The 26480-nt window shown below is 68.6% G+C and carries 19 protein-coding genes and 1 pseudogene; 7 read left to right on the forward strand and 13 right to left on the reverse strand.

Annotation, left to right across the window (positions count from 1 at the left end):
* The coding region (locus ACN469_RS05940) for a DUF1592 domain-containing protein (RefSeq protein ID WP_498765015.1) at positions 1-1281 on the reverse strand (1281 nt) is incomplete at its 3' end.
* A gap of 253 nt (positions 1282-1534) precedes the next feature.
* Here ACN469_RS05940 and ACN469_RS05945 point away from each other — a divergent pair.
* From ACN469_RS05945 to ACN469_RS05960, 4 genes are all read left to right on the forward strand, one after another.
* On the forward strand, positions 1535-2080 hold the full coding sequence (locus ACN469_RS05945) for an RNA polymerase sigma factor (protein ID WP_498765017.1): 546 nt from the start codon (positions 1535-1537) through the stop codon (positions 2078-2080).
* The gene (locus tag ACN469_RS05950; RefSeq protein WP_498765018.1) at positions 2073-3209 is read left to right on the forward strand and encodes a tetratricopeptide repeat protein; all 1137 of its coding nucleotides are present in this window, start codon (positions 2073-2075) and stop codon (positions 3207-3209) included. The genes ACN469_RS05945 and ACN469_RS05950 overlap by 8 nt, the downstream gene beginning before the upstream one ends.
* A 112-nt stretch (positions 3210-3321) precedes the next feature.
* On the forward strand, positions 3322-4221 hold the full coding sequence (locus ACN469_RS05955) for a hypothetical protein (protein ID WP_498765020.1): 900 nt from the start codon (positions 3322-3324) through the stop codon (positions 4219-4221).
* 13 nt (positions 4222-4234) lie between these two features.
* Positions 4235-6154, forward strand: a complete 1920-nt coding sequence (locus ACN469_RS05960; protein WP_498765022.1) for a di-heme oxidoredictase family protein — start codon at positions 4235-4237, stop codon at positions 6152-6154.
* Positions 6155-6166: 12 nt separating this feature from the next.
* Here the strand turns inward: ACN469_RS05960 and ACN469_RS05965 are convergent, their stop codons facing one another.
* From ACN469_RS05965 to ACN469_RS05980, 4 genes are read right to left on the reverse strand one after another with little or no spacing between them, the layout of a single operon-like run.
* Positions 6167-6793, reverse strand: coding sequence for an FMN-binding negative transcriptional regulator (locus ACN469_RS05965; protein WP_498765024.1), 627 nt, complete (start codon positions 6791-6793; stop codon positions 6167-6169).
* A gap of 4 nt (positions 6794-6797) precedes the next feature.
* Positions 6798-8048 (reverse strand): HlyD family secretion protein, encoded by a 1251-nt coding sequence (locus ACN469_RS05970; RefSeq protein ID WP_498765026.1) that lies wholly within the window; start codon positions 8046-8048, stop codon positions 6798-6800.
* A gap of 4 nt (positions 8049-8052) precedes the next feature.
* Complete coding sequence (locus tag ACN469_RS05975; RefSeq protein ID WP_498765028.1) at positions 8053-9648, reverse strand: DHA2 family efflux MFS transporter permease subunit; 1596 nt, start codon at positions 9646-9648, stop codon at positions 8053-8055.
* Between the two features lie 26 nt (positions 9649-9674).
* Positions 9675-10946, reverse strand: coding sequence for a phenylacetate--CoA ligase family protein (locus ACN469_RS05980; protein ID WP_498765030.1), 1272 nt, complete (start codon positions 10944-10946; stop codon positions 9675-9677).
* A 205-nt stretch (positions 10947-11151) separates the two neighbouring features.
* Between ACN469_RS05980 and ACN469_RS05985 the strand changes: the two genes are divergently transcribed.
* Positions 11152-12108, forward strand: a complete 957-nt coding sequence (locus ACN469_RS05985) for an alpha/beta hydrolase (RefSeq protein ID WP_498765032.1) — start codon at positions 11152-11154, stop codon at positions 12106-12108.
* Between the two features lie 57 nt (positions 12109-12165).
* Here ACN469_RS05985 and ACN469_RS05990 read toward each other — a convergent pair whose 3' ends face one another.
* The 7 genes and pseudogenes from ACN469_RS05990 to ACN469_RS06020 form a co-directional block, all read right to left on the reverse strand.
* Positions 12166-12543, reverse strand: coding sequence for a Rieske 2Fe-2S domain-containing protein (locus tag ACN469_RS05990; RefSeq protein WP_498765034.1), 378 nt, complete (start codon positions 12541-12543; stop codon positions 12166-12168).
* Positions 12510-13964 (reverse strand): iron-containing redox enzyme family protein, encoded by a 1455-nt coding sequence (locus ACN469_RS05995; protein ID WP_498765036.1) that lies wholly within the window; start codon positions 13962-13964, stop codon positions 12510-12512. Before ACN469_RS05995 ends, ACN469_RS05990 begins: the two co-directional genes overlap by 34 nt.
* A 42-nt stretch (positions 13965-14006) precedes the next feature.
* Positions 14007-15014, reverse strand: coding sequence for a class I SAM-dependent methyltransferase (locus ACN469_RS06000; protein ID WP_498765038.1), 1008 nt, complete (start codon positions 15012-15014; stop codon positions 14007-14009).
* Between the two features lie 46 nt (positions 15015-15060).
* Positions 15061-15468 (reverse strand): hypothetical protein, encoded by a 408-nt coding sequence (locus ACN469_RS06005; protein WP_498765345.1) that lies wholly within the window; start codon positions 15466-15468, stop codon positions 15061-15063.
* Positions 15469-15496: 28 nt separating this feature from the next.
* Positions 15497-16039: pseudogene (locus tag ACN469_RS06010) on the reverse strand (bifunctional transcriptional activator/DNA repair enzyme AdaA); the annotation flags it as partial.
* A 91-nt stretch (positions 16040-16130) separates the two neighbouring features.
* The gene (locus ACN469_RS06015) at positions 16131-19346 is read right to left on the reverse strand and encodes a PAS domain-containing sensor histidine kinase (RefSeq protein ID WP_498765040.1); all 3216 of its coding nucleotides are present in this window, start codon (positions 19344-19346) and stop codon (positions 16131-16133) included.
* 214 nt (positions 19347-19560) lie between these two features.
* A complete protein-coding gene (locus tag ACN469_RS06020) occupies positions 19561-20556 on the reverse strand; it encodes a hypothetical protein (RefSeq protein WP_498765042.1) in 996 nt (331 codons plus the stop codon).
* Between the two features lie 245 nt (positions 20557-20801).
* On the opposite strand from ACN469_RS06020, the gene ACN469_RS06025 reads away from it, so the two are divergent.
* Positions 20802-22298 carry a M20/M25/M40 family metallo-hydrolase gene (locus ACN469_RS06025; protein WP_498765044.1) on the forward strand — a complete coding sequence of 499 codons (1497 nt, stop codon included), beginning with the start codon at positions 20802-20804 and terminating at the stop codon, positions 22296-22298.
* A gap of 16 nt (positions 22299-22314) precedes the next feature.
* Here the strand turns inward: ACN469_RS06025 and ACN469_RS06030 are convergent, their stop codons facing one another.
* On the reverse strand, positions 22315-25326 hold the full coding sequence (locus tag ACN469_RS06030; RefSeq protein WP_498765046.1) for a tetratricopeptide repeat protein: 3012 nt from the start codon (positions 25324-25326) through the stop codon (positions 22315-22317).
* Between the two features lie 203 nt (positions 25327-25529).
* Here ACN469_RS06030 and ACN469_RS06035 point away from each other — a divergent pair, with 203 nt between their 5' ends.
* Positions 25530-26480 (forward strand): D-2-hydroxyacid dehydrogenase family protein, encoded by a 951-nt coding sequence (locus ACN469_RS06035; RefSeq protein ID WP_498765048.1) that lies wholly within the window; start codon positions 25530-25532, stop codon positions 26478-26480.

A 26480-nucleotide genomic window follows, 5' to 3' on the forward strand; every position in this document is an offset into this window, starting at 1 on the left:
GTAGCGACCCACGGGGTCGAAGTTCTCGAGGCTGAGCCCGAGCGGATCGAGCATTCTGTGGCAGCCCGCGCAGGACGGATTGCGCCGGTGTGCCTCCAGTCGCTCACGGACGGTTCTGGGCGACTGGCCCTCCTCCGGTGGGAGCTCCGTGACGACTCCGGGCGGAGGCGTCATGTCGGTGCAGAAGAGCGACGTGAAGACGCCCTTGGCGCGAGCGGTGGGCGAGGTGCGATCACTGTGTGAGCTGAGCGCCAGATAGGCCGGCAGCGTCAGGAAGCCGCGACGCTGAAAGGTCGTCGGGTCGGCGGTGAGCAGCGGCCGAATCGCCGGGTTCACCGGGTGCGGGGCCAGGAACAATTCCTTCCAGGGCGTCGTCCCAGTCACGAAGCCCGACAAGAACTCGTGGGCTTGTGCTTCGACTCCCTTGGCCACCTCCGGCGTCCATTGGGGGAAGCGGCTGGTGTCGACGTTGTGGCTCGACAGACGCACGGTGCCGAGCCACTGGCCGAGGAATTGGGAGACGAAGCGCTGACCTCGAGGGTCCTCGAGCATCTTGTCCGTCATGGCGATCAGGGCCGCGTCATCATCGAGCTTGCCGCTCTCGGCGATGGCCAGCAGCTCCTCGTCGGGCATGGAGCCCCAGAGCAGGTAGGAGAGTCGGCTCGCCAGCGCCGCGGACTCGAGCGCGTTCTTCCGGGGTCCGGGACGCTCGATGCGAAGGAAGAACGACGGACTGCTGAGCATCACCCGGAGCACGTGTCCGACCGCGTCCACGTGGCCCAGCTCCAGGGACTGCCGGGCCTTCTTGTAGGTCGCCAGGTACGCGCCCACCTCTTCGTCATCGAGGGAGCGGCGAAACGCGCGGCGACCCAGCGTCGTCACGAGGGACTTCGGGCAGTCATCATCCGTGTCACTCGTGGGAGTGCAGGTGACCAGTCGCGCGGTGAGCTCGGGCGACTCGAAGGCCTTGCCCACCACGTCGCGGGCGGCGTTGAAGACGGCTTCGCTTTGAACCTGCGACAGGGAGGCGAGCACGCCCACGTTCGCGTCGAACTCGGACGATGAGGCCGCCGGGAAGTAGTCGGCCGGACGAACCGTGACTCCGAGCAGGTCCTGCACGGTCGCGTTGTATTCCGACGCTGTCAGCAGATGCGCCGGCAGCGACTCGCCCTCCCCTCGGTGCGAGTCCGACAGAGAAAGAGTGGATGAACCCTCACATGCGGAGAGTCCGAGAAGGAGAAGACAGACTCCAGCACGTTTGGAGGCTAAGGCGAGACGCATGGTCGCTCCTTGCGGAGACGCAGAAGGATCAAACGAAGCTGCGGTGGAGTTGCGCGGGGGGACGGCCTCTGCATCGCCGCCGTAGAGACTTGTGCGGCGGAATTCGGCTCAACGAATTCGACGAGGCGCGGTGTTTTGTTCGAGGCGTGGAGGCAGGTGGCGCCTGGTGTAGGGGAAGGAAGCACTTGCCTCCGCCCTTCGTTTTCTCGACGTTGGCGTGAGCCGTTTTGGGCGGTAGTGTCTCTAGAGGGGCATGTCCGTACCCGGGCGACTCATTTCATTGCACCAGGACGCCACCGAGCTGGAGGTCGATCCATCCGACCTCACCGCAGTGGTCCGGGCGTACCGTCCCTATGTCGCGGGGGTGGTGAAGCGGATGTTGGGGCGTGACGACGAGGTCGACGACATCGTGCAGGACACCTTCGTGCGTGCCCTCGATGGTCTCAAGCGGCTCGAAAACCCCCTGAGGGTCAAGCCCTACCTGGCGTCGACCGCGGTGCGGCTGACGTTGAGGCGGCTGCGAAGGCGGCGGTTGCAGCGCGTCTTCGGCCTCTGGGAGCGTTGGCACCCCACGCTGCTCTCCACGCCCCGCGCCAACGGCGAGCACCGGGCGATTCTGAGCGACGTCTACCGGGTGCTCGACAGCAGGTCGGCGGACGAGCAGGTGGCGTGGAGCCTGCGCTACCTCGAAGGTGAGCGGCTCGAGCACGTCGCCGAGCTGTTGGGGTGCTCGGTCTCGACGGCCAAGCGACGCATCGCCGCGGTGGACGCGGCGATGGAGGAGGCGCACCGTGACTGAACGGCACCAGCGTTGGGCTGAGGCGGCGCGCTCGCTCGAACCTCAATACTCGACCCACGAGGCGACCCTGTTCGAAGCCGAGGTGCGTCGGCGCTATCGCCAACGGGAGGTGCGCCGACGGGTGGTGCTGTCCGGGCTCGGCGTCGCGGCGCTCCTGCTGGTCGGGCTCCTCGTCCCGTCGAAGACGCGCGGGCCCGGCGTTCCCGAGGTCGTGATTGGTGAAGACGCGCGAGTGGTGATGCCCATCGGCGCGCCGGTGCGCACCCTTCGCTCGGAGCAGGGGCTCTTGTGGCTCGACCTCGAGCGGGGCTCCATGCGCTTCAGTGTCGCGCCTCAGCATGGGCGGCTGGTGCGGGTGTCGGCGGGTGAGGTGGAGGTCGAGGTGGTCGGCACCGCGTTTTCAGTCACCCGGGGTGACCACCAGGTGAGCGTGGTCGTCACCGAGGGCCGTGTCCGGGTGCGCGCCGGAGCTCGGGAGACGCTGCTGGCGGCGGGCGAGCAAGGCACCTTCCGCGTCGAGGCACTCGTCCCTGAAGTCGTCGACGCGCCCACCGCGCCCGACGAGGGGACGACCGAGGAGCGCGAGGACGGGGGTGTGCCCGCGATATCCGGGGCGCCGAGCGTGGCGCCCGCACCGCTCCCCCCGGCCAGGAAGAGCGTGCGTCGTCCCGCCACCTGGCGAGCACACGCCGAGCAGGGTGATTTCCAGACGGCATGGTCGGCGTTGCAGCGCGAGGGCGCTCCCGATGACGAGCCCGGCGATCTGCTGCGCGCCGCCGACGTGGCGCGCCTCAGTGGACACCCCGAGGCTTCGCTCGCCCCGCTGCGCCGGGTGCTGTCGCGCTTTCGCGGTGACCCGCGCGCGTCGCTCGCCGCCTTTACCCTCGGTCGGGTGCTGCTTGACGACCTGGGCAACCCGCGAGACGCGGCCGAGGCGTTTCTCGAGGCGCACGCGCTGGCTCCGAAGGGCCCGCTCGCTCCCGACGCGCTCTCCCGTGCCGTCGAGGCCCAGGCCCAGGCGGGAGACGTCGCGGCCGCGCGCGGTACCGCAGAGCGCTTCGTCGACGAGTTTCCGCAGTCGCGGCGGGTCGACGCCGTGAGAAAGTGGGGGAGGCTCGGAGCACCGTGATGTCCCTTCTTCCGTCCGGGTACCCCGGCGCTGTGCAGGTGGCCCTGGCGTGATGGTCGCAGTGGTGTGGTGGGTTGCCGCCGTCTCGATGTCTGGCTCGGGGAGCGTGGCGATGAGTGCCACCGATTGCCCACCCGGCGTCGAACCGGAGCTGCGCCGGCTGCTGGCGATTGAGCTCAAGGTGCCCGTCGACGCGGCGTCCAGCGAGGGTGACACGCGCGTGACGGTCGACTGCACGGCGCCGCGCTACAAGGTGGCGCTCGAGGTGTTGAACCGGGAGCCCGAGCAGTTCGAGGTCGACATCTCCGGTGTCAGCGCGTTGGCCGTTCCTCGGACGGTCGCGTTGTTGGTGGCCGAAGCCGCGGCGCGGCTGTGGTCTTCGCCCCCCGCCGAACCGCCCCTCCCGCCAGTCGAGATCCCGCCTCCTCCCGAGGCCCTGCCTCCTCTCGAGGCCCCGCCTGTCCCCCTGGCTCCGCCCACCCTCCAGGTCCCGCCCGCTCCCATGGCCGAGCCGGGCAGGGGGCAGCTTGGCCTGTTTGGCGTGGGCCGCTTGGGAGAGGTGGTGTTGTTGGGTGGAGGCCTCTCGGCCGACGTGCGGCTTGGGAGCTGGGTGGGCCTGCGTCTCGACGTGGCGGCGCTGCGGGGAGAGGCACAGCGGGCCTCGGGCCTGGTGTTGGCGACGCTGGTCGATGGGGGCTTCACCTTCGACCTGCGGGCCGAGCGAGCGGGGTGGATGGTTCGGGGCGGCGTCGGGCTGCGCGGCGGACTCGGGGTGCTCGAGGGACTGCCGGAGGAGGGGCATGTGGGGGCTGTCACGCGGGGCGTGCTCTGGGGACCACAGGCGGGAGTGAGCGGCGAGTGGCGACCGTGGAGCTGGCTTGCGCTCGGGCTGGGTGTGGATGGAGGCATCTGGGCTCCGCGCCTCGATGGCACCGTGGTGGACGAGTCGCCTGTTCGCGTCGGCGGCGCCTTCGGTGCGCTCTGGTTCTCGGGCGGCGTGCGCGGCTGGTAGACTGGCGAAACCGATGCGCGGACGGTCGCCCGAGATGCTGGTGCTGTTGCTGATGCTGGCGGGATGCGAGCCGTTCACGTTCGGTGGCAGTGCTGGGGTGGTGCTCGGTCCTGGTCCCCGGCTGTGCCGGGAGAAGTCGCTCCCCCGAGTGACTCCGCTGTTCGCCGAAGGCCCCGCTGAGACGGGCCCCATCATCCGTCGTCGGGAGGACGGCGTGCTCGTCACCGAGGCCGCCGGGCGGGTGCGCGGCCGTCATGAGCGCGAGGAGCGCTTCGCCACCTTCGACACGCGCTCGTTCGAGAACCGGAGCTACCGGCTCGTGGTCGAAGACGCGGTCTTGGCCGGCCGTTCCGAAATCAAGCTCACGTACTACCCCCTCGTCGACGTCTCGCTGCACGGCCCAGGCACCAACTTCCGCAGCTGGAAGATGTACGGCGTCGAGGGAAACCAGAACGGGGGCTATACCTTTCACGTCAATCAGCAGATGCGCGAGGTGTCGCCGCGCCAGCTCGAGCAGACGGTGACCGACAACGCCCGCGAAGGCCGGCCGCTTCGCGTGGGTGACATCCTCGACTTCGAGCTCGGCATCTACCTTGCCGGTGCCGATCCCATGGACCCCGCCCCCATTGCTGGCGGGTCGGCCTACTTCTCCGACACCTTCCGCTACCAGGTCGGCCTCGGCGGGCTCACGCCCGAGAACTTCGACTCCACGGGCATGTTGGGGCCCTCTGTCGAAGCCCGCCTCGGCGCGGGCACCACCGTGCCCTTCGTCGCCCTCGACGATGGCACTCCGGTCGCGCCGAAGTACGCGCTCTCCCAGTTGGCGCTCAACATCCAGTGGCCACATCCGCAGGGGTTTCTCGAGGGGCGCCGGCTCTTCCACACCGACTTCGGCACGGGCGCCCACGCGGAGGCGGGCAACCCGCCCCTCCTGTTGCAGGGCGTTCTGGGGCCGCTGTTCAACGCCAGCAGTTGCATCGCCTGCCATGCCTTCAACGGCCGCGGCGTGTTGCCGCCGGTGGGAGGGCCGGTGCGGTCGCTGGTGCTCAGGCTGACCGGCGAGCCGGACTTCGGCGACCAGCTTCAGCCCCAAGAAGCCCCTGTCCTGCTTTCTCGCATCGAGTCGCAGCCGGTGACGCTCGGCGATGGCGAGGTGGTGATGCTGCACCGGCCGGTGTTCGATGCCGGCCGGCCGCTGCGCTCGTCGGCGCGGCTGGCACCGGCGTTGATTGGCCTGGGGCTGCTCGAGGCGGTCGACGAAGCGACCCTCCTGGAGGCCGCCGACGAGAACGACTGCGACGGGGACGGCATCTCGGGCCGGCCCGCGCTGAGCCGTGGCTCTCCGGGTGAAGAACCGCGGCTCGGCCGCTTTGGTTGGAAGGCTGAGCACCCGTCGGTCTCCGCGCAGGTCGATGCCGAGCTCCAGGCCCACCTCGGAGTCGGTGTGACGGCAAGCACGCCCGGCGGCGAAGACCGCGCTCGCCTCGTCACCTATCTGCGGCTGCTCGGAGTCCTTCCTCAGCGGGTGACGTCGCCGGTGCGAGTCCGTCGCGGCGCCGAGGTGTTCGCCGCGGTGGGGTGTGGCGCCTGTCACCTGCGCGAGCTGACGACGGGGGGGCGCCACCCGTTCGAGGAGCTCCGCGCGCAGACGGTGCGCCCCTACACCGACCTGTTGCTTCACGACATGGGCGCGGGGCTGGCGGACGACTCCGGCCTACCCGAGGCGAGTGAATGGCGCACGGCTCCCCTGTGGGGTCTGGGCTTCACGGGGCAGGTGTCTGGCGCCGTCAACCTGCTGCACGATGGGCGGGCCGGCTCGGTGCTCGAGGCGGTGCTGTGGCACGGCGGAGAAGCGCAGGCGGCGCGGGACGCGGTGGTGGCGCTGCCGACAGAAGACCGCCTGGCGCTGCTCGCCTTCCTTGGCAGTCTTTGACGGGGAGGTCGCTCAACTCCCGAGTGAGCGCATCAGGGCCGCGAGCGCGTGGTTTCCGGGAGAGGCGCCGCGCTCCAAGCCGTTGATGACGCCCTGCCGGTCCTCTGGGCCCTTGTTCTGGCTGAGCTTGAACACGCCCTCGATGCGCGTGACGAGAAGCTCGAACGCCACGATGCCGGGCAGGAGCCGGTGGACGTAGTCCTCGGAGTCCTCGAGCTGCCAGGGCGCGGGATTGCCGGACTCGAAGTGGGCCGCGGTGTCGCGGAGGATGCGCAGCAGCGCGTCCGGCTCGTGGATGACTCGCGGGTGGCCATGGGCATGCACGGTGGCGTAGTTCCACGTGGGCACCTGCGGCGCGGTCACGTACCAGGTGGGGGACACATATCCGTGGGGCCCCTGGAAGATGACAAGCGCTTCACGCTCCTCCGTGAAGCCGCGCCACTGCGGATTGAGCCGGGCCATGTGCGCGAGGAGGCGGAGGTGGCCCTGCTCCGTGCGTTCGATGAGGAAGGGGAGGTGCGTGGCGACGACGGAGCGCCCGTCTCCGCCTGCCGTCACCAGCGTGGCGAAGGAGTGCTGCTTCATGAACCCGAGGAGGCGCTCCGGGTCCTGCTCTTCGAAGTCGTGGGGGATGTACATGGAGTCACCTGGCTGTCGGCGGATGGGAGCGGCTCGTGAAGACGGTGACCTCGACCGACAGGCCCGCATACAGAGGCAGCCCGGGGGGCAGGTCAGCCCATGAGATGCGGACCGGCACCCGCTGGACGATCTTCACGAAGTTGCCCGAAGCATTGTCCTGGGGGAGCAGGGAGAAGCGGGCGCCCGTGCCGCCCGCGATGCTCTCCACGACGCCCTTCAGCCCGACGCCCGGGTACGCGTCCACCGAGACCTCCACCTGCTGCCCGGGGCGCATGTCTCCCACCTGGGTCTCCTTGAAGTTGGCGACGACATGCGTCTTTCGCGATACGAGCTTCGCGACCGGCTGTCCCGAGGACAGCAACTGGCCGCTGTTCACGGACAGCTTGGACACCTGGCCGCTCATGGGCGCGCGAATCTGGGTGTACTCCAGCAGCAGCCGGGCCTCTGCCAGCGTGGCCTCGGCGCCCCGCGTGCGCGCGCGTGCGAGCGCGGCGTCGGCGCGCGCCACCGCGATCTTCGCATCCACCGGCGCGCTCTGGTCGAGCTGGCCCCGGGCCTCGGCCACCTTGCTCAGCGCCGTCTGCTGAGCCTGTTCGACCGAGGTGAGCTGGGCTTGCGCACCGGCCAGCGCCGCCAGGGAACTTTCGCTGGCGGCCTCGGCGGTTTCGAAGGCCGCCAGGGTGAGGACGCCACTGGCGAGCAGGACGCGCGCGCGCTCGAACTCCTGCTTCATGCGGTGCGCCTCCGCATCCGCCCGCCGGAGGGCCGCACGGGCGACGAGGATCTGCGCTTCGGCGGTGTTTGTCGCCGCCAGGTTGGCGGCGAGTACGGCCCGCGCGGTGGAGTGGCCTCCCCGCGCCCCTGCCTCCCCTACGATTGCGCGCGCCTCGGCCGCGGCCTCCTGGGCCCGTGCCGCATCCAGTTCCGCCTCCGCCTGCTTGACGCGAATCTCGAACTCGCGGGCGTCGAATTGGAGGAGGAGCTCTCCTTCCCGCACGAAGGCATTGTCCGCCACATGCACCCTCGACACCCGGCCATTGAGGCGGGAGCTGAGCGGCACGACATCCGCTTCCACCTGGGCGTTGTCCGTCGTCTCCTGGTGGCGTGTCAGCAGCGCATGCCAGCCCGTGGCGAGGATCACCGCCGCCGCGAAGGCGCCGAGCATGAGCGTATCCCGCCATCCCCTGCTGATGGGCGGCGCCGAATCCGTCCCTGGCGCGTCCTCGTGCTTGAGCCCGTGAAGTCTCGCGCTCATGGCCTCACTCCTCCCTCAGGTGCAGCGGTGCCGGCTGCGCGCGGCCTGGGGGGGCGCGGAGCAGGAGCAACAGCGGCACCGTGACCACGAACAGCAGGGCGGACAGCAGGAAGAGCTGGTCAAAGGCGATGACCATCGCCTGGCGCAGGGTGGTGTGTTCGAGCAGGTGTCGGCTCGCTTCCTGGGCGGTGCTGGCTTCGAGGCCACTCCCCATGAGCCCGCTCTGGAGCTGGGCAAGCCGCTCCAACACCTCCGTCCGCTCGACATTGAGGCTCATGAGAATCGCTTGCCGGGCTTGTTCCGCGAACCGGGGCAGCAGGAGCGCGAAGCCAGCGAGCGCGAGCGAGCTGCCGACATGGCGCATCATCAGATTGACTCCGGCGGCGTCCGCCATCCGCTGTTGCGGCACGTGGGTGAAGATGACGGTGTTCAGCGGAACGAAGACGAGGCTGGCGCCCAGTCCCTGGAGTCCGAGCGGCAGGAGGATGTTGTTCGTGCCGGTGTCGAGCGACACGCCGCTGACCGCGTAGACCCCGAGTCCGTTGATGAGCAGGCCCACCACCACGAGCCCCCGGGTCGACAGCCGGCCATAGAAGCGCCCGACGATGGGCATCATGACCATCATCACCAGCGTGCGAGGGATGAGCGCGCTTCCCGCCTGCGTGGCCGTGAAGCCGAGCACCTCCTGCATGAAGATGGGAAGCAGGAACATGTTCGCGGTGACGACGGAGTACACAATCACGCCGATCAGGGCACCCGAGCAGAACACCGGCTCCTGGAAGACGCGGAGGTCCACGATGGGCACGCGCGCGTGAAGCTCGCGCAAGACGAAGGCCACCAGACACAGGAGCGCCGCCCCCGACAGGAGGGAGATCCGGCCGGAGTCGAACCAGTCATGACGCTGTCCCTCTTCCAGCACGTACTGGAGCAGCGCCAGGCCCAGGGTCAGCAAGGCGAGACCACCCCAGTCCAGCTGACCCGGCCGGAGCGCCGGCTCCGCCTGGCGAGGGAGCCGCGCCTCTTCCGGCTCGTCGACGAAGTACCACACCATGATGAACCCCATCACCCCGATGGGAAGGTTGATGAAGAAGATCCACGACCAGGCGAAATGGTCGACGAGGTAGCCGCCGAGCACCGGGCCAATGGTGGGACCCGCGACGATGACCGTGGTGAAGAGGGCCATGGCCATGCCCTGCTCATGTGCCGGGAAGGTCCTCCGGAGGATGGCCAGCTCCGTGGGGGTGAGCGCTCCTGCCCCAATGCCTTGCAGTGCGCGGAAGAAGACGAGCGAGGGAAGGCTCCAGCTCAGCCCGCAGAGCCCCGAGCTGACGATGAAGAGCGCCAGGGAGGCAAGGTAGGCGCGCTTCTGGCCGAAGAGGCGGCCAATGAAGCCCGTGAGCGGAAGGACCACCGCGGTGGCGACGATGAAGCTCGTGCTGGCCCAGGTGCTCTCCTGCACGGTCGCGCCCAGGGCGCCGCGTATCTGCGGGAGCGCCACCGTGATGATGGACGCATCCAGCGCACCCATGAGCGTTCCCGCGGACACAGCGACTGTGACCAGCCATTTGTTGGCGGGCGGGCGGACTGCATTGATGGACATGAGCTTCCCGTCTCCACGTCGAGCGCCTACCGCTCATCCATGATGCGGCGGAGCTTGCCCGTCCGCGGATTGACGGCGAGCTGGGCGGGAGCAACCCAGTCGATGCGGGTCGGGTGTATCTGTCCCGAGGCCGTCCATGCCTGGAGCATCGGCCGCTGGGCGTGCAGCGCGGTGAGGAGTGTCTGGGTTGCGGACTCTGGCAGGGCGGCCGGGTCCTGGACCGCCACTACCAGCGAGAGCCGGTCCTTTCGCTGTTCATGCACAACCCGGAGCTGGTAGTTCACAATCCCAAGCGGCTTCTGGAAGGGTGCCAGAATCGGCCTGACATCATCGTAGTAGAGGGTGATGGACCCCACGCGCGCGCCTTCCTCGGCCCTGCCGAGGAGACGGAACTTCCTGTCGGGGCCCGCTTCCCGAGGGTCCACCCATTCGGCCCTGTCACCGGACGGGTAGCGGATGATGGGCATCAGCGCGCGGATCAGATTCGTCACGACGAGCCGGCCGGCGCAGCCGGTGCCGGTGATGGGCTCGCCGCTCTTCTCGTCGAGGATCTCCACGATGCTCTCGGCGCCGAACGCACGGTGCTCGTCGGGATGGCAGGACTCATCCGAGTACCCGATGAAACCGGCGTCCACGCTCGCGCAGCCGATGGATTGCACCTGGATGCCCGGGAAGATCTCCTCGAGGCGGGCACGTTGGTCCGGGTAGAAGGACTCACCGCCGAAGAGCACCTTCGTCAGCCGCGGCCTGCCGGATTTCTCCAGGTGGCAGGCAACATGCTCCGCGAAGGCCATGATGGTCGTGGGGCCTCCGGCGAGGGTTTCGATGTCGAAGTCGAGGACGGTCTTCACCATGGAGTCGAGCGAGGCGGCGCCTCCGATGGGGAACTGCAGGACGGGTACCGGTGAGAGCTCCAGGCACCGATGGATGAAGAGGAAGGAGGCGTAGAGCTCGCCCACGTAGAAGAGATTTCCAATGCGCTCGCCCGGACGCAATCCGCTGGCGGCCATTCCCCTGCCAAAGGCCCGGCAGAAGTCATCCCACTCGTCGCGCAGGTAGAAGGAGAACTTGGGGTTCCCCGTGGTGCCGCCGCTCTTGTAGACGACACCATTGTGGGTAGGCCCTGTCAGGAGCCGGCTCTCGCGAGCCGAGTTGGCTTCCCAGAAGTCCTGTTGTGGGACCACCGGAAATGCCTCCAGGCGTGTCTCATCCTCGGGCAGGGTGGAGTAGAGCTTCCGGTAGAAGGCCGAGTTCTGGCGGACGAAGCGGAGCAGTTGTTCCAGTCGATGGACAGGCATCTCAAGCGGCTCCCAGCAGGTGGAACGACGCGAAGGCTCCATCATCTGGCTGGGATGGCTCTATCCGGAAGTTGCCATCAGGGTTTCGGCGCCGCACGCCTCGGCAAGAACTGGATAGAGCCAGCCAGACGCCGCATGTCAAGTGTCCACCCCTGGCAGGGCCCATGGCCCGCCTGTCATTGCACACCAGGGGAGAAAGCCGACAATGGCGAACTATGCGCCAGGAGTTGAAGACTACAAGCGAGCGTGTCAGCGCGCGTGTGAGGGCGTCGACTCCGCAGAGTTCTACAAGTATCGCTTCTCGCAGCAGCGCCAGTGGTACCTCAACCTCTTCCGGGCGTTTCCGATACCCAGACCCGCCAACATCGTCGTCCGCGATGACGCCGTGGTCACACCCACGCACGAGATTCCGCTGCGGATCTACAGGTCCAGGACCGCGGGAGCCCATGAGCCCTGCATCCTGTACGCCCATGGCGGGGGCTTCGTGAACGGTGCGCTCGAGGCGTCCGACAGCATCGCGGCGGACCTGGCTGACCGGCTGGGGCTGACGGTCATCACCCTGCACTACAGGCTGGCGCCGGAGTTCCGCCATCCCGCCGCGCTTGAAGACTGCTACCAGGCCCTGGTGGCTGTCGCGGAGCAGGCCGCGTCCCATGGAATCGACCCGGCGAGGATTGTCTTCGCGGGCGAGAGCTGCGGGGGCAGTTTCGCGGCGGGGGTCTCGATGCTCTCGCGTGACAGGGGAGGCCCCCGCTTGTTCGGTCAGGTGCCCATCAACCCTGTCTTCAATCTCCACCGCTGGGCGCGTCGCGAGGTGGAGGATTGCTCGGAGGAGTTCCAGGTCGAGATGCACCACTACACGAGCAACTACCTGGGCTCCAACATGGAGCTGCTACCAGAGTATGCCTCGCCGCTCCTGGCGAAGGACCTGTCGGGGCTTCCGCCGGCCTTCATCTGGGCGGTGGAGTCGGATCCCCTCAGCAAGGAGGCGAAGGCCTACGCGGAGCGCCTGCGGGCCGCGGGCGTACCCGCCGAGTGCCATATCCACGAAGGGGTGGTCCATGGCTGCTTGAGGGCCCGAGGGCACTACACCTTTGCCTCCGAGGCCTTCGATACCCTGTGCGAAGGCTTCAGGGCGCTGCTCGGCCGCCAGGGCTCCTGATTCCTGGCGCGAGGCCAGGAGGGGCTGGCGCGGCTCGGTGCCGCGCCAGCCGCCAATTCAAGACGCGGTGGTGTGGTGCTCGCTGGCGGGTGGCTCGGCCGGAGTGCCAGCGCACCGCGCCAGCAGGACGCGTTGTTGGGCGCGGACGGGTACCTCCTCGGAGCCGGGGAGGACCACCACGGCGCTGTCCCGCCTGACAATCAGGGGCAGCGCGTTTCGGTGCAGGTGGCGGAGGGGAATCCGCTGGCAGTGCCAGGGGCAGTGGATGGCTTCGGCCGCCGCGTCCAGCCGCCCCAGGTGGAGGGGGCCTCCGCGATGCGGACACTCATCCCGGACCAGGAGGGGCGCCCGTCCGTCCTGCGACAGCAGGAAGTAGCGGTTTCCATCCGCCTCCAGGTAGTTCACGGAGCGCGGGTCGAAGCCGAAGACAGGCATTTCTTGTGATCTCCAATCGAGTGGATGGTGTAGGTGCATTGCGCGGAGTCGATGATGGCTCCGTGCAGGCGGTTGCGCCGGATGACGATGCCCTCGCCCTGGTTCAGCACGGTGTGGCGCTCATGTCCCGTGACGAAGTGCATCACCCCCGAGTCGATGTGACACAGCTCGTCCCCATCGTGGACGTGCGTCACGGAGAGTTCGCCTCGCGGCTCGATGAACTGCTGCCGGGACGGCTGGATTTCACCCCTCAGAATCTTCGCGTGGATGGCCGGATGCAGCGACTTGAGCAAGGGGCCGTCGTCCGACCAGCTCACCTGGTCGCAGAAGTCCTGCTCCGCGAGCTGTCCGAGCAGCGTCGCCTCCTCGAAGCCGCGGAGGATTTCAGGGATGATGCCTTCCCCATGCGCGGCCACCGCCGGCGCGATGAGCTTGTCGAAGACCATGCGGCTGTGGTGCTGGTCGATATGCACATGCTCGGTGAAGTACCTGACGTCGACCTCCTTGCCGAAGACCGCGCGCATCATCTCGGCCATCTGGGCACAGGACTGGATGAAGGCCGTCTCCGCCTGGAAGATGGCTCCGAGGTAACGGAAGAACTTCGAATGGTCCCGGCAGAGCCAGTTGTAGTAATTGTTCACGAGCAGCGAGGACGTCAGATAGAACTGCCAGTAGGCATGCGGCGTCTGAGCAAGCGCGCCCGCCGACAGCACGTCGCGGAACAAGGTGCTGTGCTTCGTCTCGTGTACGCCATAGCCATACTCGTCAATCATGATCTTGAAGAGGTCTGATTGGAGCGCGCCATAGTGTCCGAGGACGTTCCTGCCCATGGCGGACGCCTCGAGCAGGAAATCTCCCGCGAGCTGGATGAGGAAGGTGCGCGCCGCGTGCTCGCGGTTCGACGACGCCAGGATGGCCTCCATCGCCTTGTTCGAACTCGAGCCGCGAACCGAGTCGGCGAAGTCCTGGAAGTACGCCTTGAGGGACGCGGCGGTCCAACGACCGGTGACGGAGACTTCCTTGTCGAGGAACCCGAAGAGGTAGCGCTCGAGCCAGGGCCGCACCACGGAGCCCAGGGCGATGGAGCGGTTCGAGTAGAACTCGTGGAAGTCAGTCCGCTTGGCCTCGAAGGCGCGGTCCGGCAGCAGGACGAAGTCCTGCTCGTAGATGGTGAGGAGCGTCCGGTTGGCGCTCAGGCTGTTGTACGTGAAGAGCTCGTCTCGTCGCAGCGGTCTGGAGTAGTCCAGGTGCTTGAAGACGTGCGGACGCAGCGTGCGCCGGTAGGGGTTGTCATGACTGAGCCACTCCTCCGTATCGGTGAACAGCTCGCTTTCGCCGTACTGGATGAGACAGCGCTTGAAGAAGTCGTAATCCTCGAGGTCGATGGCAGGAGGAGTGGATTTGACGGGCGAGTGTTTCACGTCGGAGTTCCTTTCGGCTGGAGGGCAGGATGTCTGGCGGGTTCAATGGGTCAGGGTGAAGTGGATGCTGGTCAGGTCCTGGGTGACCTCCGCGCAGACCGACTGGCCGCCCTCTACCCGCAGCGGTGTTTCGAAACACTGGACCGCCTGCATCCAGTGACTCGCCGGGTTGTCGGGTGAGTTGGACAGGAAGATTCCTCCTCCAAGGTCCAGCTCGAACCAGAAGAGGACGCCGTGAACGACACCGCTCCGTGAGGGAGTGACGGGGACGCGGAGGGTCCGCGGCTCCAGCGAGTCGCGCGCGAAATCGAAGGCAAGGGCTTCGGTGCGCGGGCTCAGGAGGGCGTGGCTCCAGGTCGAGATGCGGACCGGGAAGTACTCCTGGGTCGAGAAACGGTTGAACAGGCTGACGTCGAATCCACCGGCCTCCTTCGTGTAGTTGATGCGGTGGATGACGCTGCTCTCCAGGAGGGAGAAGAAGACACGCGCCTTCGCTGGAATGATGCGGGCGCTCTCCTTGAGGAGCTCCTGGCGCGCGTGCCGGATGATGGGCAGGATGCCTTCTCCCAGCAGGCCGCAATCGACTGTCTCCGTCACAAGGAGGTCGGCGCGGGCGGGGAGCTCCCTTCCGAGCGCGAGGAGGGAGGACTGCTTCGCGACGACGGAGATGCGGTCCGAGAGGCCATTGGCCTCGACAATCCGCCGGGCGATATGGGCGACGGGCTCGACGACCTCGCAGGAGACCACGGCCCGGGCACCGGCCCTGACGGCCATCATCGACAGCACCCCGGAGCCCGCCCCTACATCCAGGACCAGGTCCCCTGGCTTGACCCACGACTGCAGTGCGGAGGCGAACGCCTGATTGCGTTCCGTGTCATTGAGCATCGCGAAATGCCAGCGGGGGACCAGCTTCCGGTAGATGCGATTGAGGGCATTGCCTGGGATTCCGGCGGGGACCTGGCGGGCCAGGTCCGCCTCGAAGGACTCGATGGACTCGTGCGGGGGCTCGGCGCTGGAGAGGCGAACGGCATCATTGAGGACGTTGGTCATCGGGACTGGCTCCGTGAAGGGACGGGAGGAGGGGCGTGGCGGCGCTTCAGCCCGGCGCGGGCGTGGCGCGGAAGCGGCTCCGCCCGGTGCTCGAAGCGCGCCCGGGCACCGCGGCCGGGACGCGCGGGCGGACTCTTGGCTTGAGAGGCGCGTTCGGGGGCCGGCGGATTTGTTTCAAGGCCTTGCGGATCTTCTGCTGGAGGGCTGTTCCCCGGAGCGAAAGCGGGAGGTCGGTGTTGCCCTGGAGGCCGTCGAGCAGGTTGATGACCGCGAGCAGCGCCGTCGTGAGCTCCGGAGGGGGAGCGACGAGCGTTGCTCCAGGGAAGCGTGTCATCAGCTTGTCCAGCAGCTCCGACGAAGTCCGTCCGAGCTCGAGCATGCAGATCCCTTTTCCGGTCATCGCCACCAGGAGCTTGCCGAGCGGACACTCGACGATCGCATGAGAGATTTGCAGGCCGGTCGCGCCGGATTTGAACTTGGCGGGGGGTCATGCCCAGCTCCCTGTCTGTTTTTTCGTAGATCCGGCTGGTGGAGCTGAAGCCCGCGTCGTAGATGGCGTCGATGATGGGCACGCCTCGCTCGAGCAGCGTCTCCAGCCGTCTGATTTGACACCTCGCCGAGTATTCCTTGGGCGTGATGCCAACGTACCGCTTGAACAGCCTGTGGAAGTAGAAGCGGCTGAGCCCGACATTGCTGGCGACACGCTTGAGTGACAGCGGGACTTCAGACGCCTCCAGCAGCAAACAGGCTCTTTGGATTATCGACAAATGCCCTTGCTGAAGTGAGTCTGTGCCTGGCTTGCAGCGGCGGCATGCGCGGTAGCCCACGGCCAGGGCCGCCGCGCTCGTCACGAAGAACCGCACCTGGCTCCGAGTGGGGCGGCGAGCCGGGCAGGTGGGACGACAGAAGATGCTGTTCCGCCAGGTGCCATAGACGAAGACGCTCTCAGAGCGAATGTCTCGCGTTACCACCGCCTTCCAGCGCTCATCGTCTGTGGAGAAGGGAGGTGATTCAGCAGAGGCCACGAACAGCTCCAGAAATGGAAATGTTCGTCAGACTCTCTTAGCGGGTTGCCAAGGCTCTATCCGGATGTTGCCGTCGTGTCTGGATGATTTTTCAATGAATTGACGGAGGTGGAACCGGCTCCGGCCCCGTGAGAGGTAATTCAACGAGGAACGTGGCGCCGTGCCCTCGCTGGCTCTCCGCGCGGATGGTGCCCTGGTGGGCCTCGACGATGCGGCGGCTGATGAAGAGCCCCAATCCCAGCCCTCCATAGTTCCGCGAGGACACCGCCCGTCCGAACTTCTCGAAGATGCGGCCCAGGTCCTCGTGGGCGATGCCGATGCCCTCATCCCGCACGGTCAGCCGCCCTCGGCCATCCCGCTCCTCCACCCGGATGCGCACGGGCCTCCCAGGCCCATACTTGATGGCATTGGACATGAGCCCTCGCACCACCTGCTCCAGCCGTCGCGCGTCCCACCAGCCCATCACCGGCCCGGGAGCCTGCACCTCCAGCACGCAGTCCGCCTGGGCCGCCTGGGAACGAAGCTGGTCCGCCACCTCGCGAGCCACAGCCGCCAGGTCCACCCGCCCCAACTCCAGGGGCAGCGGTGCACCCGTGAGCTGCGTGACGTCCAGCAAGTCATTGATGAGCGCGGCCAGCTTGCGCACCTGGAGCGAGGTGCTCTCCGAGGCACGCAGCACACTCTCCCGCAGGTGCTCCTCGGACGTCGGCATCGCCGCCTCGCGCGCGAGTCCCTGGAGCTTGATTTGAAGGGGCGTGAGCGGCGTCTTCAGCTCATGCGACGCCACCGTGAGGAACTCGTCTCGCAGCCGCACCGCCTCCTGGAGCCGCACCTCGATATCCTTCAACTGCGTCACGTCCTGGAGCGCCAGCACCACCGTGGCCGGATGCCCATGCATGGCGGGGAGCTGCTCCGAGTCCACCAGGAACTCTCGCACCACTCCAGGGCCCGTCTGCAAGGTCAGCGGTGCCCGTCGCAACGTCTCTCCCCTCGCGGCTCGCGCCCCCGGCGTCTCCTCGTTGGGAAGGGTGGCGCCCCGCGGGCCGATGACGTGGAAGAAGACGTCGTACTGCTCCACGGGGACTCCCAGCGGGAACTTGCCTCCAAAGAGCTGATGCGCCGCCTGATTGGCGAAGAGCACCTTGCCGCTGTGGGGCTCCATCAACAGCAGGGCAATGGGGCTGAGGTCCAGCACCGACTCCAGCCACTTCTGCTGACTCTCCAGATGCGCGGCGAGCTCTTCCGCCTGACGCCGTGCCTGGACCTGCTGGGTCACGTCCAGCGCGAAGGACATCACCGAGTCCACCTGCCCGCGCGCGTCGCGCAGGGGTTGGTAGATGATGTTGAAGTAGCGCTGCGCCAGGGGCACACCCTCGAGGCCTAGCAGCAACGGCATCTCCGTGAGCCGCCGGGGCTTGCCTGTCTGATAGACCTCCTCGAGCGCCTGGGAATAGGCCCGCCCCTTGTCGTTCCCCACCGACAGCTCGCGCAGGGACTGACCCACCAGGTCCCGATCGTGCGACAACTGTTTGTAGACGGGGTTGACGATGCTGAAGATCTGCTCGGGCCCGGACAGGATGGCGATGGACGCCGGGGCATTCATCAGGATGTCGTAGAGCCGCGCGCGCTGCGCCTCCACCTCCGCCTCCGTCCGCTTCCGGTCGGTGATGTCGTTGACCAGCACGACACAGCCCTGGATGCGCCCCTGGGCGTCCGCGCTCGGGACATACGTGGACTGGACATGGAGCTGGCGGCCGTCATTCAAGGCGAGCGCCGTCTCGTAGCTGACGCGCTCTCCCGCCAGTGCCTTGTGCACCCAGTCCTTGAACAGCGGATAGAGCATCTCTCCGCCGACCTCTCGCACCGTCCGGCCCACCACGTCGCTGGGCCGCTGGCCGAACCAGGTCTCGAAGGTGCGGTTGCAGAAGAGATAGCGCTCCTCCGGGTCCAGGTAGGCCACCAGGGCGGGAAGCGCGTCGGTGATGGTGCGCAGCTGGTGCTCGCGCTGACGCGCCTGCTCCCGGCTCTGCTCCAGGGCCTCCTTCGCCTGCGCCTGCTCCGTTACGTCCCGCTGCGTCCCCCATATCCGGGTGAGCCAGCCGTCTTCCACCACGCCGAAGAGGTTGGCCAGCCGCACCCTCGGGCCGCCGTCGCGGTCCACCAGCCGTGTCTCCAGGTCCTGCACCCGGAAGCCGGCCCGGACGAAGTCGCGGATGGTGGATCCGCCGACGTCTCCGATGCGCGTGACGAGCTGCCGCAGGGTGCACCCCACCATGTGGCGGGCCGACTCGAAGCCGCTCATGCGCGCCATGACGTCATTGGCCTCCGCGATGCGTCCGGTGCCGGCCATGGCCTCGACGAGCGCGTCCTCCGTCGCGCGCGTGTCGAGCGGTGGGTCCATCTCCAGACGCCAGATGCCCTCCGTGCTCTGGGCGACGAAGGTCCGGTAGCGCTCGTCGCTCGCCTCCAGCGCCCGCGTCGTGTGGCGCAGCTCCTGCTCCGCCTGCTTGCGCTCGCTGACGTCCTCCGCGGTGGACATCCACTCGCGCACCAGGCCGTCCTCGTCGAACACCGGCACGCCGCGCACGATGACGTCGCGCCAGGTGCCGTCGTGGAACTGCAACCGCAGCTCCCCCCGGTACGGCTCCCGCGTCTCCAGCGCGGAGGCCCACTCCGTCAAGAAGCGTCCCCGGTCCGCGGGGTGGATGGCATCCAGCCAGCCCAGGCCCAGGTGGGCCCCGAGCGACTGGCCCGTGAAGGCCATCCAGCGGGGCGCGGGCTCACTGATGCCTCCCCGGGCGTCGGTGGTCCACACCGTATGCGCCGTGGCCTCCACGAGCGAGCGGTAGCGCTGCTCGTTCAGCCGGATGGCCTGGTTCGCGCGCTTCTGGTCGGTCGTCTCCACCACGGTGATGCCCACGCCCTGCAGCGCGCCGCCCGTGTCCCTCACCGGGTAGTAGTTGACGAGGAAGTCGCGGGGGACGCCGGCTTCCTTCTCGGTGGTGCCGACAATCTCCAGGTTGCGCACCGCCTGCCCGTGCTCGATGACCTGGCGGTAGTGCGGCTCGATGTAGGGCCACAGGTCTGGCACCACATCGCGGACCTTGCGGCCCAGGTGGGCCTCGCGTGGCAGGCCGTTCATCTCCGCGAGCGCGTCGTTGACGTGGATGAAGCGCAGCTCCAGGTCCACGAAGGCCAGGCCCACGGGCGCTCCCGCGACCATCGTCTCCAGGAAGAAGCGCGATTGCTCCGGGGAGATGCCTTCGATGGGTTCCCTGTCCGTCTCGCTGGCGCCTGGTCCCCGCACGGTGCCCCCGGCTGTGCTTACCCTGGACATGTCGACAGGGTAGGGGTGCCTGCTCGCTGTTCCGGGAGCACGGCATCCACACATGAGGCTGTGCATCCCCGGCATCCCAGGGGAGCCACGCGTCGCCAGGAAGCGAGCTGGCGCAAGCCTGGCGCCGCCCCGGTTCCAGGGAGAAACGGAGGGCTGGCGCTCGACGGGCCGCCAGCCCGGCCCCTCAGATTTCGTGGGCCGTCTGCTCGTACACGAGGACCTTGTACGACTGGGGGAAGAGGACGACGTACAGCCAGCGCCAGTTGTCCCCGTTGGGGCCCGTGGAGAACGTGCGGTAGTAGCGCTTCACCTGCACCGTCTCCGTGCCGTTGCCGTACGTCTCCAGCATGACCGGCAGCAGGGGCTGGAACTGGAGGAACATGGAGTTGCTCATCTCCGTCAAGGTCAGCACGACTGGCGCCGGATCACTCCGGTAGCCGATGTAGCGCCCCTGGGCGAGCACCGCGGCGGCGGCCTGGTTGAGCGTGGCCTCACCCGCGTACGGCCACTGGTAGTCGAGCCGACGCACGTACGACGCCATGTCCTCGCGCACGGTGTTGGCCGTGTCGAGCACGTACTGGAGCCGCTCGGTGATGGGCTGCTCCACGTACGTGAGCACGGCGTTCGCCGGCGCCGGCTGCGGGTTGAGCAGGCAGGTGCCACCGATGCACCCCGCCTGGAGGCGGAACTGCTTGTCCACCCCGTTCACGAAGCCCACCACCACCAGGTACTCGCCCGTCTTCGGCACCGTCACCAGGCCAATCTTGCTCAGCGTGCCGTAGCCGGAGTCGTCATCCTGCGCGTGCAGCGCGGCGCCGTAGCTGCCACTCGCGTCCTTGGGGCCGTAGAGGAACAGGCCGGTGTCCAGGTACATGGAGCTGCCCAGGTGCGTGACTTCCAGCGCGAGCTGCGCGCCCGCGTTCGCCTGGAGCGTGTAGCCGAAGTATCCCGGCAGCGCCGTCGGATAGCCCGCCACCGCGCCGCCAATGGCCAGGGGGCCCTTGAGGGTGGTGCTGTCGGCGATGTTGCCGGTGGACGGCAGCGTCGGCGCGGCGATGAGCCCCCGCGCGTCTTGCTCCAGCGTCCCGTCTTCGAGCGCGGCCTCGGGCGCGCCACCACAGGCGCTCAGGAACGCCACCGGCAGCATCCACAGCCAGGCTTGCTTCAGGTTTCCACGCATCGTCTCGGCCCCGTGTCAGTGAGGACGGAGGCGCGGGTTTCGCTCTCCGGCGACCGCCCTGATGTTCGCGCCCGTCTGCCACCGCTGAAACTGAAACTCAAGCAATCAAAGTGAAACGAAGTTGGTGCTTGCAGTCGGAGGTGCCGAGAGCCCCTTGGCACTCCGCGTCTTGAATGAAACCCGTGGGGCTGGGAAAGCTGCGGCATATGACGCCATCCCGCAGGTCGTGGAGTTGGAGCGCCGCGTTGCTGTCGCTGGTCCTCGTGTCACCCGCGCGAGGGGAGGCCCCAGCGGCCGCGCCCGACGAGCGCGAGCGCGAGGCGATGGTGTTGACGGGGGCCGTGCTCGGCGCCACGCCGATGGTGGAGGACCTGCGCTCGCTGGTGGACGAGGTGGGTGGGCGCGCGACGGGCTCGGAGTCCAACCGTCGCGCGGTGAAGTGGGCGCTGGAGCGCTTCCGCGCGGCGGGTGTGCCCGCGACGGCGGAGTCCTTCCGGATGCCCGCGCTGTGGTTGGAGCACTCCGCGAGCGCGGCGGTGCAGGGGCGGGACGTGAGCTTCACGCCCCGGGTGGCGGCGATGCCCTTCTCCGCCGCGACGCCGAAGGGAGGCCTCACCGCGCCGTTGCTGGATGTCGGCCGAGGCGCCGAGGCGGACTTCGCGCGCGTGGGCACGAAGGCGAAGGGCGCATTCGTGTTGGTGGAGACGGAGGAGCTGCGGGACGTGGACGGCCTCTTCCGCGAGTACGCGGAGGCGGTGGGAATCGAGGCGCGCGCCGTGAGCGCGGGCGCGGCGGGCGTCGTCTACAAGGGCAGCCGGCCGGGCAATCAGCTCTACCGTCACAACGTGTCGACGGGCGCCAAGAACACCCGGCCGATGATGGTGATGGAGCGCGATGGCGCCAGTCGCGCGCAGCGACTGCTGCGGGCCGGTACCGCGCTCACGCTGAAGGCGTCGCTGGAGCTGAAGACGGGCGGGCCCTACGAGGCGCAGAACGTCATCGGTGAGCTGCGCGGCACCACGCGCCCCGAGGAAGTCGTCGTGCTGGGCGCGCACCTGGACAGCTGGGACTTGGGCGGCGGCGCGCTCGACAACGGGGCCAACGTGGCGATGCTCATCGACCTGGCGCGGCAGATGCGACGGCTGGGGCTCAAGCCCGCGCGCACCATCCGCTTCGCCCTGTGGAATGGCGAGGAGCAGGGCATGTATGGCTCGGCGGGCTACGTGCGCTCGCACGCGGCGGAGCTGGATGGCCATGTGATGGCGCTGTCCGTGGACATCGGCTGTGGTCGCATCAACGGCTTCTTCACCAATGGCCGGCCTCCGCTGGTGCCGCTGGTGGAGCGCGCGCTCGTCCCGGTGTCGGGACTGGGGCCCTTCACGCAGGTGGACGTGCCGGTGGTGGGCACCGACAACCTGGACTTCATGCTGAGCGGCGTGGCCAACCTCATCGCCAACCAGGAGTCCGCCACGTATGGGCCGAACTACCATGCGCGCTCGGACGAGTTCGAGCAGTGCGACGCGCGCACGCTGCGCACCAACGCCGCGGTGGTGGGCGCGCTGGCGTGGGGCTTCGCCACCATGGACGAGCGGCTGGCGCGTCAGGGGCGCGCGGAGGTGGAGGCGCTGATGAAGGCCACCGACCTGACCGAGCAGCTGAAGTCCTTCAACATCTGGGACGAGTGGGCGGCGGGGAGCCGGGGCCGTCCCGCCGAGCGGCAGGTGTCTCCCACGCCGCGTTGAGCGTGGTGCTCGGGCTTTAGCGGACCTTGTGCTCCGCGAGCCACTCGTTGATGAGCGGGAGCGTCTTCTCCGAGGGGTCGTCCTTCATGGCCATGGTCCGCGCCTCGGCGACGAGCTTCAGGGCCCGCGCGCGGTCCTTGCCTGACTCCCACAGGGCCTGGGCGAGCAGGAACTTCACCTCGGTGCGATGCCCGGGCCCCGGCATCGCCTTGTCCCAGCCGGCGACGGCTCGCTCCAGGGGCACGAGCGCCTCCGTGGGCCGGTTCAGCTTGAGGAAGGCGGTGCCCAAGTCCCGGTGGCTGAGGGTCCACTGACCGGAGCTGTCATCCGGTTGCAGGAGCATGATGTCCACGGCCCGCTGGCAGTAGGGCAGCATGTCCGCGTAGCGCTTCTTGATGAACATGATTTTTCCGACGAGGCGCAGCGGGCTCACCAGCGTCGGGTCCATCAGTCCGCGCACCTTGTCGCGAAGGGCGACGGTCCGCAGGAAGTGCTCCAGGGAGAGGTCGATGAGGTTCTTCTGGAAGTAGAGGACGCCCAGGTTGGCGTGGATGACGGACGCGCCGAAGCTCTCCGCCCCGTCTGTCTTCGCGACGATGGTCAGGGCGCGCTCGTAGAAGGGGAGGGCTTCATCCATGCGCGATTGGACGACGAGCGTCGAGGCCAGGTCGTTGAGCGCGTCGTAGACGCGAGGATGGTCCGGGCCGAGCGTGCGCTCGAAGACGCCGAGGGCCTCACGTGCAATCAACTCCGCCAGCTTCAAGTCCTCCTGGTCCCTGAGGACGGGAACCACGGCCAGTCGCACCCGGGCGACCTCCGGGTGCTCGGCGCCCAGGGCTTGTCGGGTGATGGTGGCGGCGCGCTCCAGGTGGGCCCGCGCCTCGTCGAGTCGGGGGTGGACCCACTGCGTGGCGCCCAGCTCCAGGAGCACGTCCGCCACTTCGAGGCTGTCCGGACCGAAGGTGCTCTCCGCGAACAGCAGGGCCTGCTCCTGCAACGCCACCGCCTCCTCGAAGCGGCGCTGCTTGCGCAGGACGGTGCCGGAGTAGGTGAGGAGGTTGACGCGGGTCAGCTCATTGCCACCGCCCAGCCGTTCGATGGCGGCGGCGGCGCGGTCCTTCCAGCGAGAGGCCAGCTCGTACTCGTCCAGGCCGATGCAGGACACGCGCACCAGCAGCGTCCACGCGCGTGCCGCCACGGCGTCCTGGCGCGTGGCCTCCGCCGCGTTCAGCGCCTCGAAGAGCGAGGCCTCCGCGCCACGCCAGTCTCCGGCTCCCTCGCGCAGCTCTCCGAGCAGCAGGGAGATTTCAGCGCCGTCGTGACGGTTCGCCGTCCGCTTCGCCGCGAGCGCCGTCGGCTCCACCAGCGTGACACCTTCCGCGTAGCGCCCAGTGGCCAGGAGCGCTCGGCCTCGTGCGAGCGTCGCGCGCAGCGCCGTGTGGCGCTCTCGTGCTTCGGGCCCCTCGGGCATCGTGGCCCCTCCGCCGGGCGCCAGCGCCTCCGAGCAGCCCGACAGCGGCGGCAGGCCCTTCACCGCGCGGTGCGCCTCGTCCACCGTCCTGGCGTCCGCCTGGGAGAGCAGCCGCGTGAGCGCCGAGACATCCGCCAGCCGGTTGTCGAGGCAGCGCATACGCCACGCCATCACCTCTTCGGGCTGCTCGCCCCGGACGCGTGTGGCCTCGCAGGCGGTGGTGCGCGTCGTCGTCCAGGCGGCGGTGTACGCGTCCAGCTCCCGGCGCACGCGCTCCCATGCGGCGGAGGCATAGGGGCGGCCGGTGGCGGTGAACGCCGCCTGGATGGCGGCGGCCTGCTCGGGGCCCCAGATGGTGGTCATCTCCTGCGGTGCGCTCGCGCAGGCCCGGGCTCCGCGGGTGTGCACCGCGTGGGTGAGGCCCACCGCGGTGGCCAGCACCGTCACCGCGCCTACGAGCTGGAGCCCTCGCTTCCACCTCGCGGCTGGGTCCTTCTGGAGCGCGTCGAGCAGGGCCTCCAGGTGGGGGAAGCGGTCCTCCGCGCGCCGGGAGAGTCCGCGCAGCAGCACGCGGCGCAGCCACGGAGGGACACGGGTGCCTGCGTGCGGCGGGCGCACCTGTCCCGAGGACACCTGCGAGGCCAGCTCGGCCAGGGTGGTGCCCTCGAAGGGGCGCGCGCCGTAGAGGGCTTCGTGGAGGGCCACGCAGAAGGAGAACTGGTCTCCGGCCGCGCCCGCGCGGGTCTCTCCGAGCAGCTGCTCCGGCGCCATGTAGGCCGGCGTGCCGCCTGTCAGCGAGCGCTCCACGACCTTGGTGGTGGCGGTGTCGGCGCGAGGCGGCAGCGCGCTCTCGTGCGTGGTGGATGCGCCCAGGCGCGCGAGGCCGAAGTCGGTGACGTGGACGTTGTCGTCGCCGCCGACGAGGAGGTTGGCGGGCTTGAAGTCGCCGTGCACCACGCCCGCGGCGTGCGCCGCCGCGAGTCCTCGGCCCGCGTCCAGGAAGAGGTCCAGCACCTCGCGCCAGGGGCGGGGCGCGGCCTTCAGCCACTCGCCCAGCGTCTGGGCCTCCACCCGCTCCATGGCGAGGAAGACGTGCTGGCCGAAGGTACCCACGTCGTAGACGGCCACCACGTTCGGGTGGGAGACGCGGGCCATGGCCTGCGCCTCGCGCAGCAGCTGGGCGCGCTCCTTCTCTACGTCCAGGCCCAGGGCGCCGGTGCGCAGCAGCTTGAGGGCGACGCGGCGATCCAATTCGGGGTCATAGGCGCCGTACACGACCCCCATGGCTCCTGCGCCCAGCAGCTCGAGGACGAGGTAGCGCCCCACCGCCGTGCCCTTCTCCAGCGCCGCGTCTTCACGGCGGGCCGTGGAGGAAGGCAGGGGCTCCGTGGGCGTCGCGCTGCTGGTGTTGTCCGGGGACTGGGCGCGCAGTCCCTCGGCCACGAGCGTGCGACAGGAGGCGCACGTGTCGAGGTGGGCATCCACCTCGGCGGTCTCCTCGGGCGACAGCTCGCCCAGCAGCAGCTTCATGAAGACGGTCTCGTCGACGCAGCGCATGAAGGGAGGGTCCGACGGTGGGGAGTGGGCGTCGGCGACGATAGCAGAGTGTCCCCGGGCGACAGGGAGTGGGGTGCGGACGGGCCAGGCGTGTTGGTGCCGAGCCACGCCTCGGGTCCCGGTCTTCCCCTCGGCGAACGGGTGATGTCGCGCGTGCGCTCGCTCCCCCTTCATGGCAGCGTCATCGGCAGGAGGAGTGCCCCATGAGAGTCGCCATCCTCGATGACTACCTGGACGTCGCTCGAACCTCGGCGGATTGGTCTCGACTCCCCGCCGGCTTCGAGACGCGCTTCTTCCACGCGCCGCTCGCGGGAGAAGACGCCGTGGCGGGGGCGCTCCAGGAGTTCGACGTCATCGTCGCGATGCGCGAGCGCACGGCCTTTCCCGCGTCGCTCCTCACGCGGTTGCCCCGCCTGCGCCTGCTGGTGACCACGGGCATGCGCAACGCGGCCATCGACCTGGACGCCTGTCGACGCCAGGGCGTCACCGTGTGCGGCACGGGCGCGGTGGGTGCACCCGCCGCCGAGCTGACGTGGGCGTTGATTCTCGCGCTGCTCAAGCGCATCCCCGCCGAGGACCATTCGATGCGCTCGGGGGGCTGGCAGACGGGGTTGACGGAGACGGTGTCCGACAAGCGCCTGGGCGTCGTGGGACTCGGCAAGCTGGGGACGCAGGTGGCCAAGGTGGGGCTCGCCTTCGGGATGGACGTGGTGGCGTGGAGTCCTCGCCTGACGGCCGAGCGCGCCGAGGCCGCCGGAGTTCGCCTCGTCGACAAGGCCACGCTCTTCACCTCGTCGGATGTCGTCACGCTGCATCTCGTCTTGGGAGAGCGGACGCAGGGCGTGGTGGGCCCGGCGGAGCTGGGGGCGATGAAGAGTTCGGCCTACCTCGTCAACACCTCACGCTCGGGGCTGGTGGACGACGATGCGCTGGTCTCCGTCCTCCGCGAGCGACGCATCGCCGGTGCGGGACTGGATGTCTTCTCCGTCGAGCCGCTGCCACGCGAGCACCCGTTGAGGTCCCTCCCCAACACGGTGCTCACGCCTCATCTCGGCTATGCCACGCGAGAGAACCACGCCGTCTACTACCGCGACGCGGTGGAGGACATCCTGGCGTGGAGCCACGGCGGTCCGGTGCGACTGCTCGGCGCGTGA

Source organism: Corallococcus terminator, assembly GCF_049194865.1.
Lineage (GTDB): Bacteria > Myxococcota > Myxococcia > Myxococcales > Myxococcaceae > Myxococcus > Myxococcus terminator_A.

Coding starts and splice junctions, on each gene's coding strand:
- ACN469_RS05990 (WP_498765034.1), bottom strand. CDS start 12,543: ATGCCTGTCTTCGGCTTCGACCCGCGCTCCGTGAACTACCTGGAGGCG.
- ACN469_RS06020 (WP_498765042.1), bottom strand. CDS start 20,556: ATGCGTGGAAACCTGAAGCAAGCCTGGCTGTGGATGCTGCCGGTGGCG.
- ACN469_RS05960 (WP_498765022.1), top strand. CDS start 4,235: ATGCGCGGACGGTCGCCCGAGATGCTGGTGCTGTTGCTGATGCTGGCG.
- ACN469_RS06000 (WP_498765038.1), bottom strand. CDS start 15,014: ATGACCAACGTCCTCAATGATGCCGTTCGCCTCTCCAGCGCCGAGCCC.
- ACN469_RS05955 (WP_498765020.1), top strand. CDS start 3,322: ATGAGTGCCACCGATTGCCCACCCGGCGTCGAACCGGAGCTGCGCCGG.
- ACN469_RS05985 (WP_498765032.1), top strand. CDS start 11,152: ATGGCGAACTATGCGCCAGGAGTTGAAGACTACAAGCGAGCGTGTCAG.
- ACN469_RS05945 (WP_498765017.1), top strand. CDS start 1,535: ATGTCCGTACCCGGGCGACTCATTTCATTGCACCAGGACGCCACCGAG.
- ACN469_RS05970 (WP_498765026.1), bottom strand. CDS start 8,048: ATGAGCGCGAGACTTCACGGGCTCAAGCACGAGGACGCGCCAGGGACG.
- ACN469_RS06030 (WP_498765046.1), bottom strand. CDS start 25,326: ATGCGCTGCGTCGACGAGACCGTCTTCATGAAGCTGCTGCTGGGCGAG.
- ACN469_RS05975 (WP_498765028.1), bottom strand. CDS start 9,648: ATGTCCATCAATGCAGTCCGCCCGCCCGCCAACAAATGGCTGGTCACA.
- ACN469_RS05980 (WP_498765030.1), bottom strand. CDS start 10,946: ATGCCTGTCCATCGACTGGAACAACTGCTCCGCTTCGTCCGCCAGAAC.
- ACN469_RS06035 (WP_498765048.1), top strand. CDS start 25,530: ATGAGAGTCGCCATCCTCGATGACTACCTGGACGTCGCTCGAACCTCG.
- ACN469_RS05965 (WP_498765024.1), bottom strand. CDS start 6,793: ATGTACATCCCCCACGACTTCGAAGAGCAGGACCCGGAGCGCCTCCTC.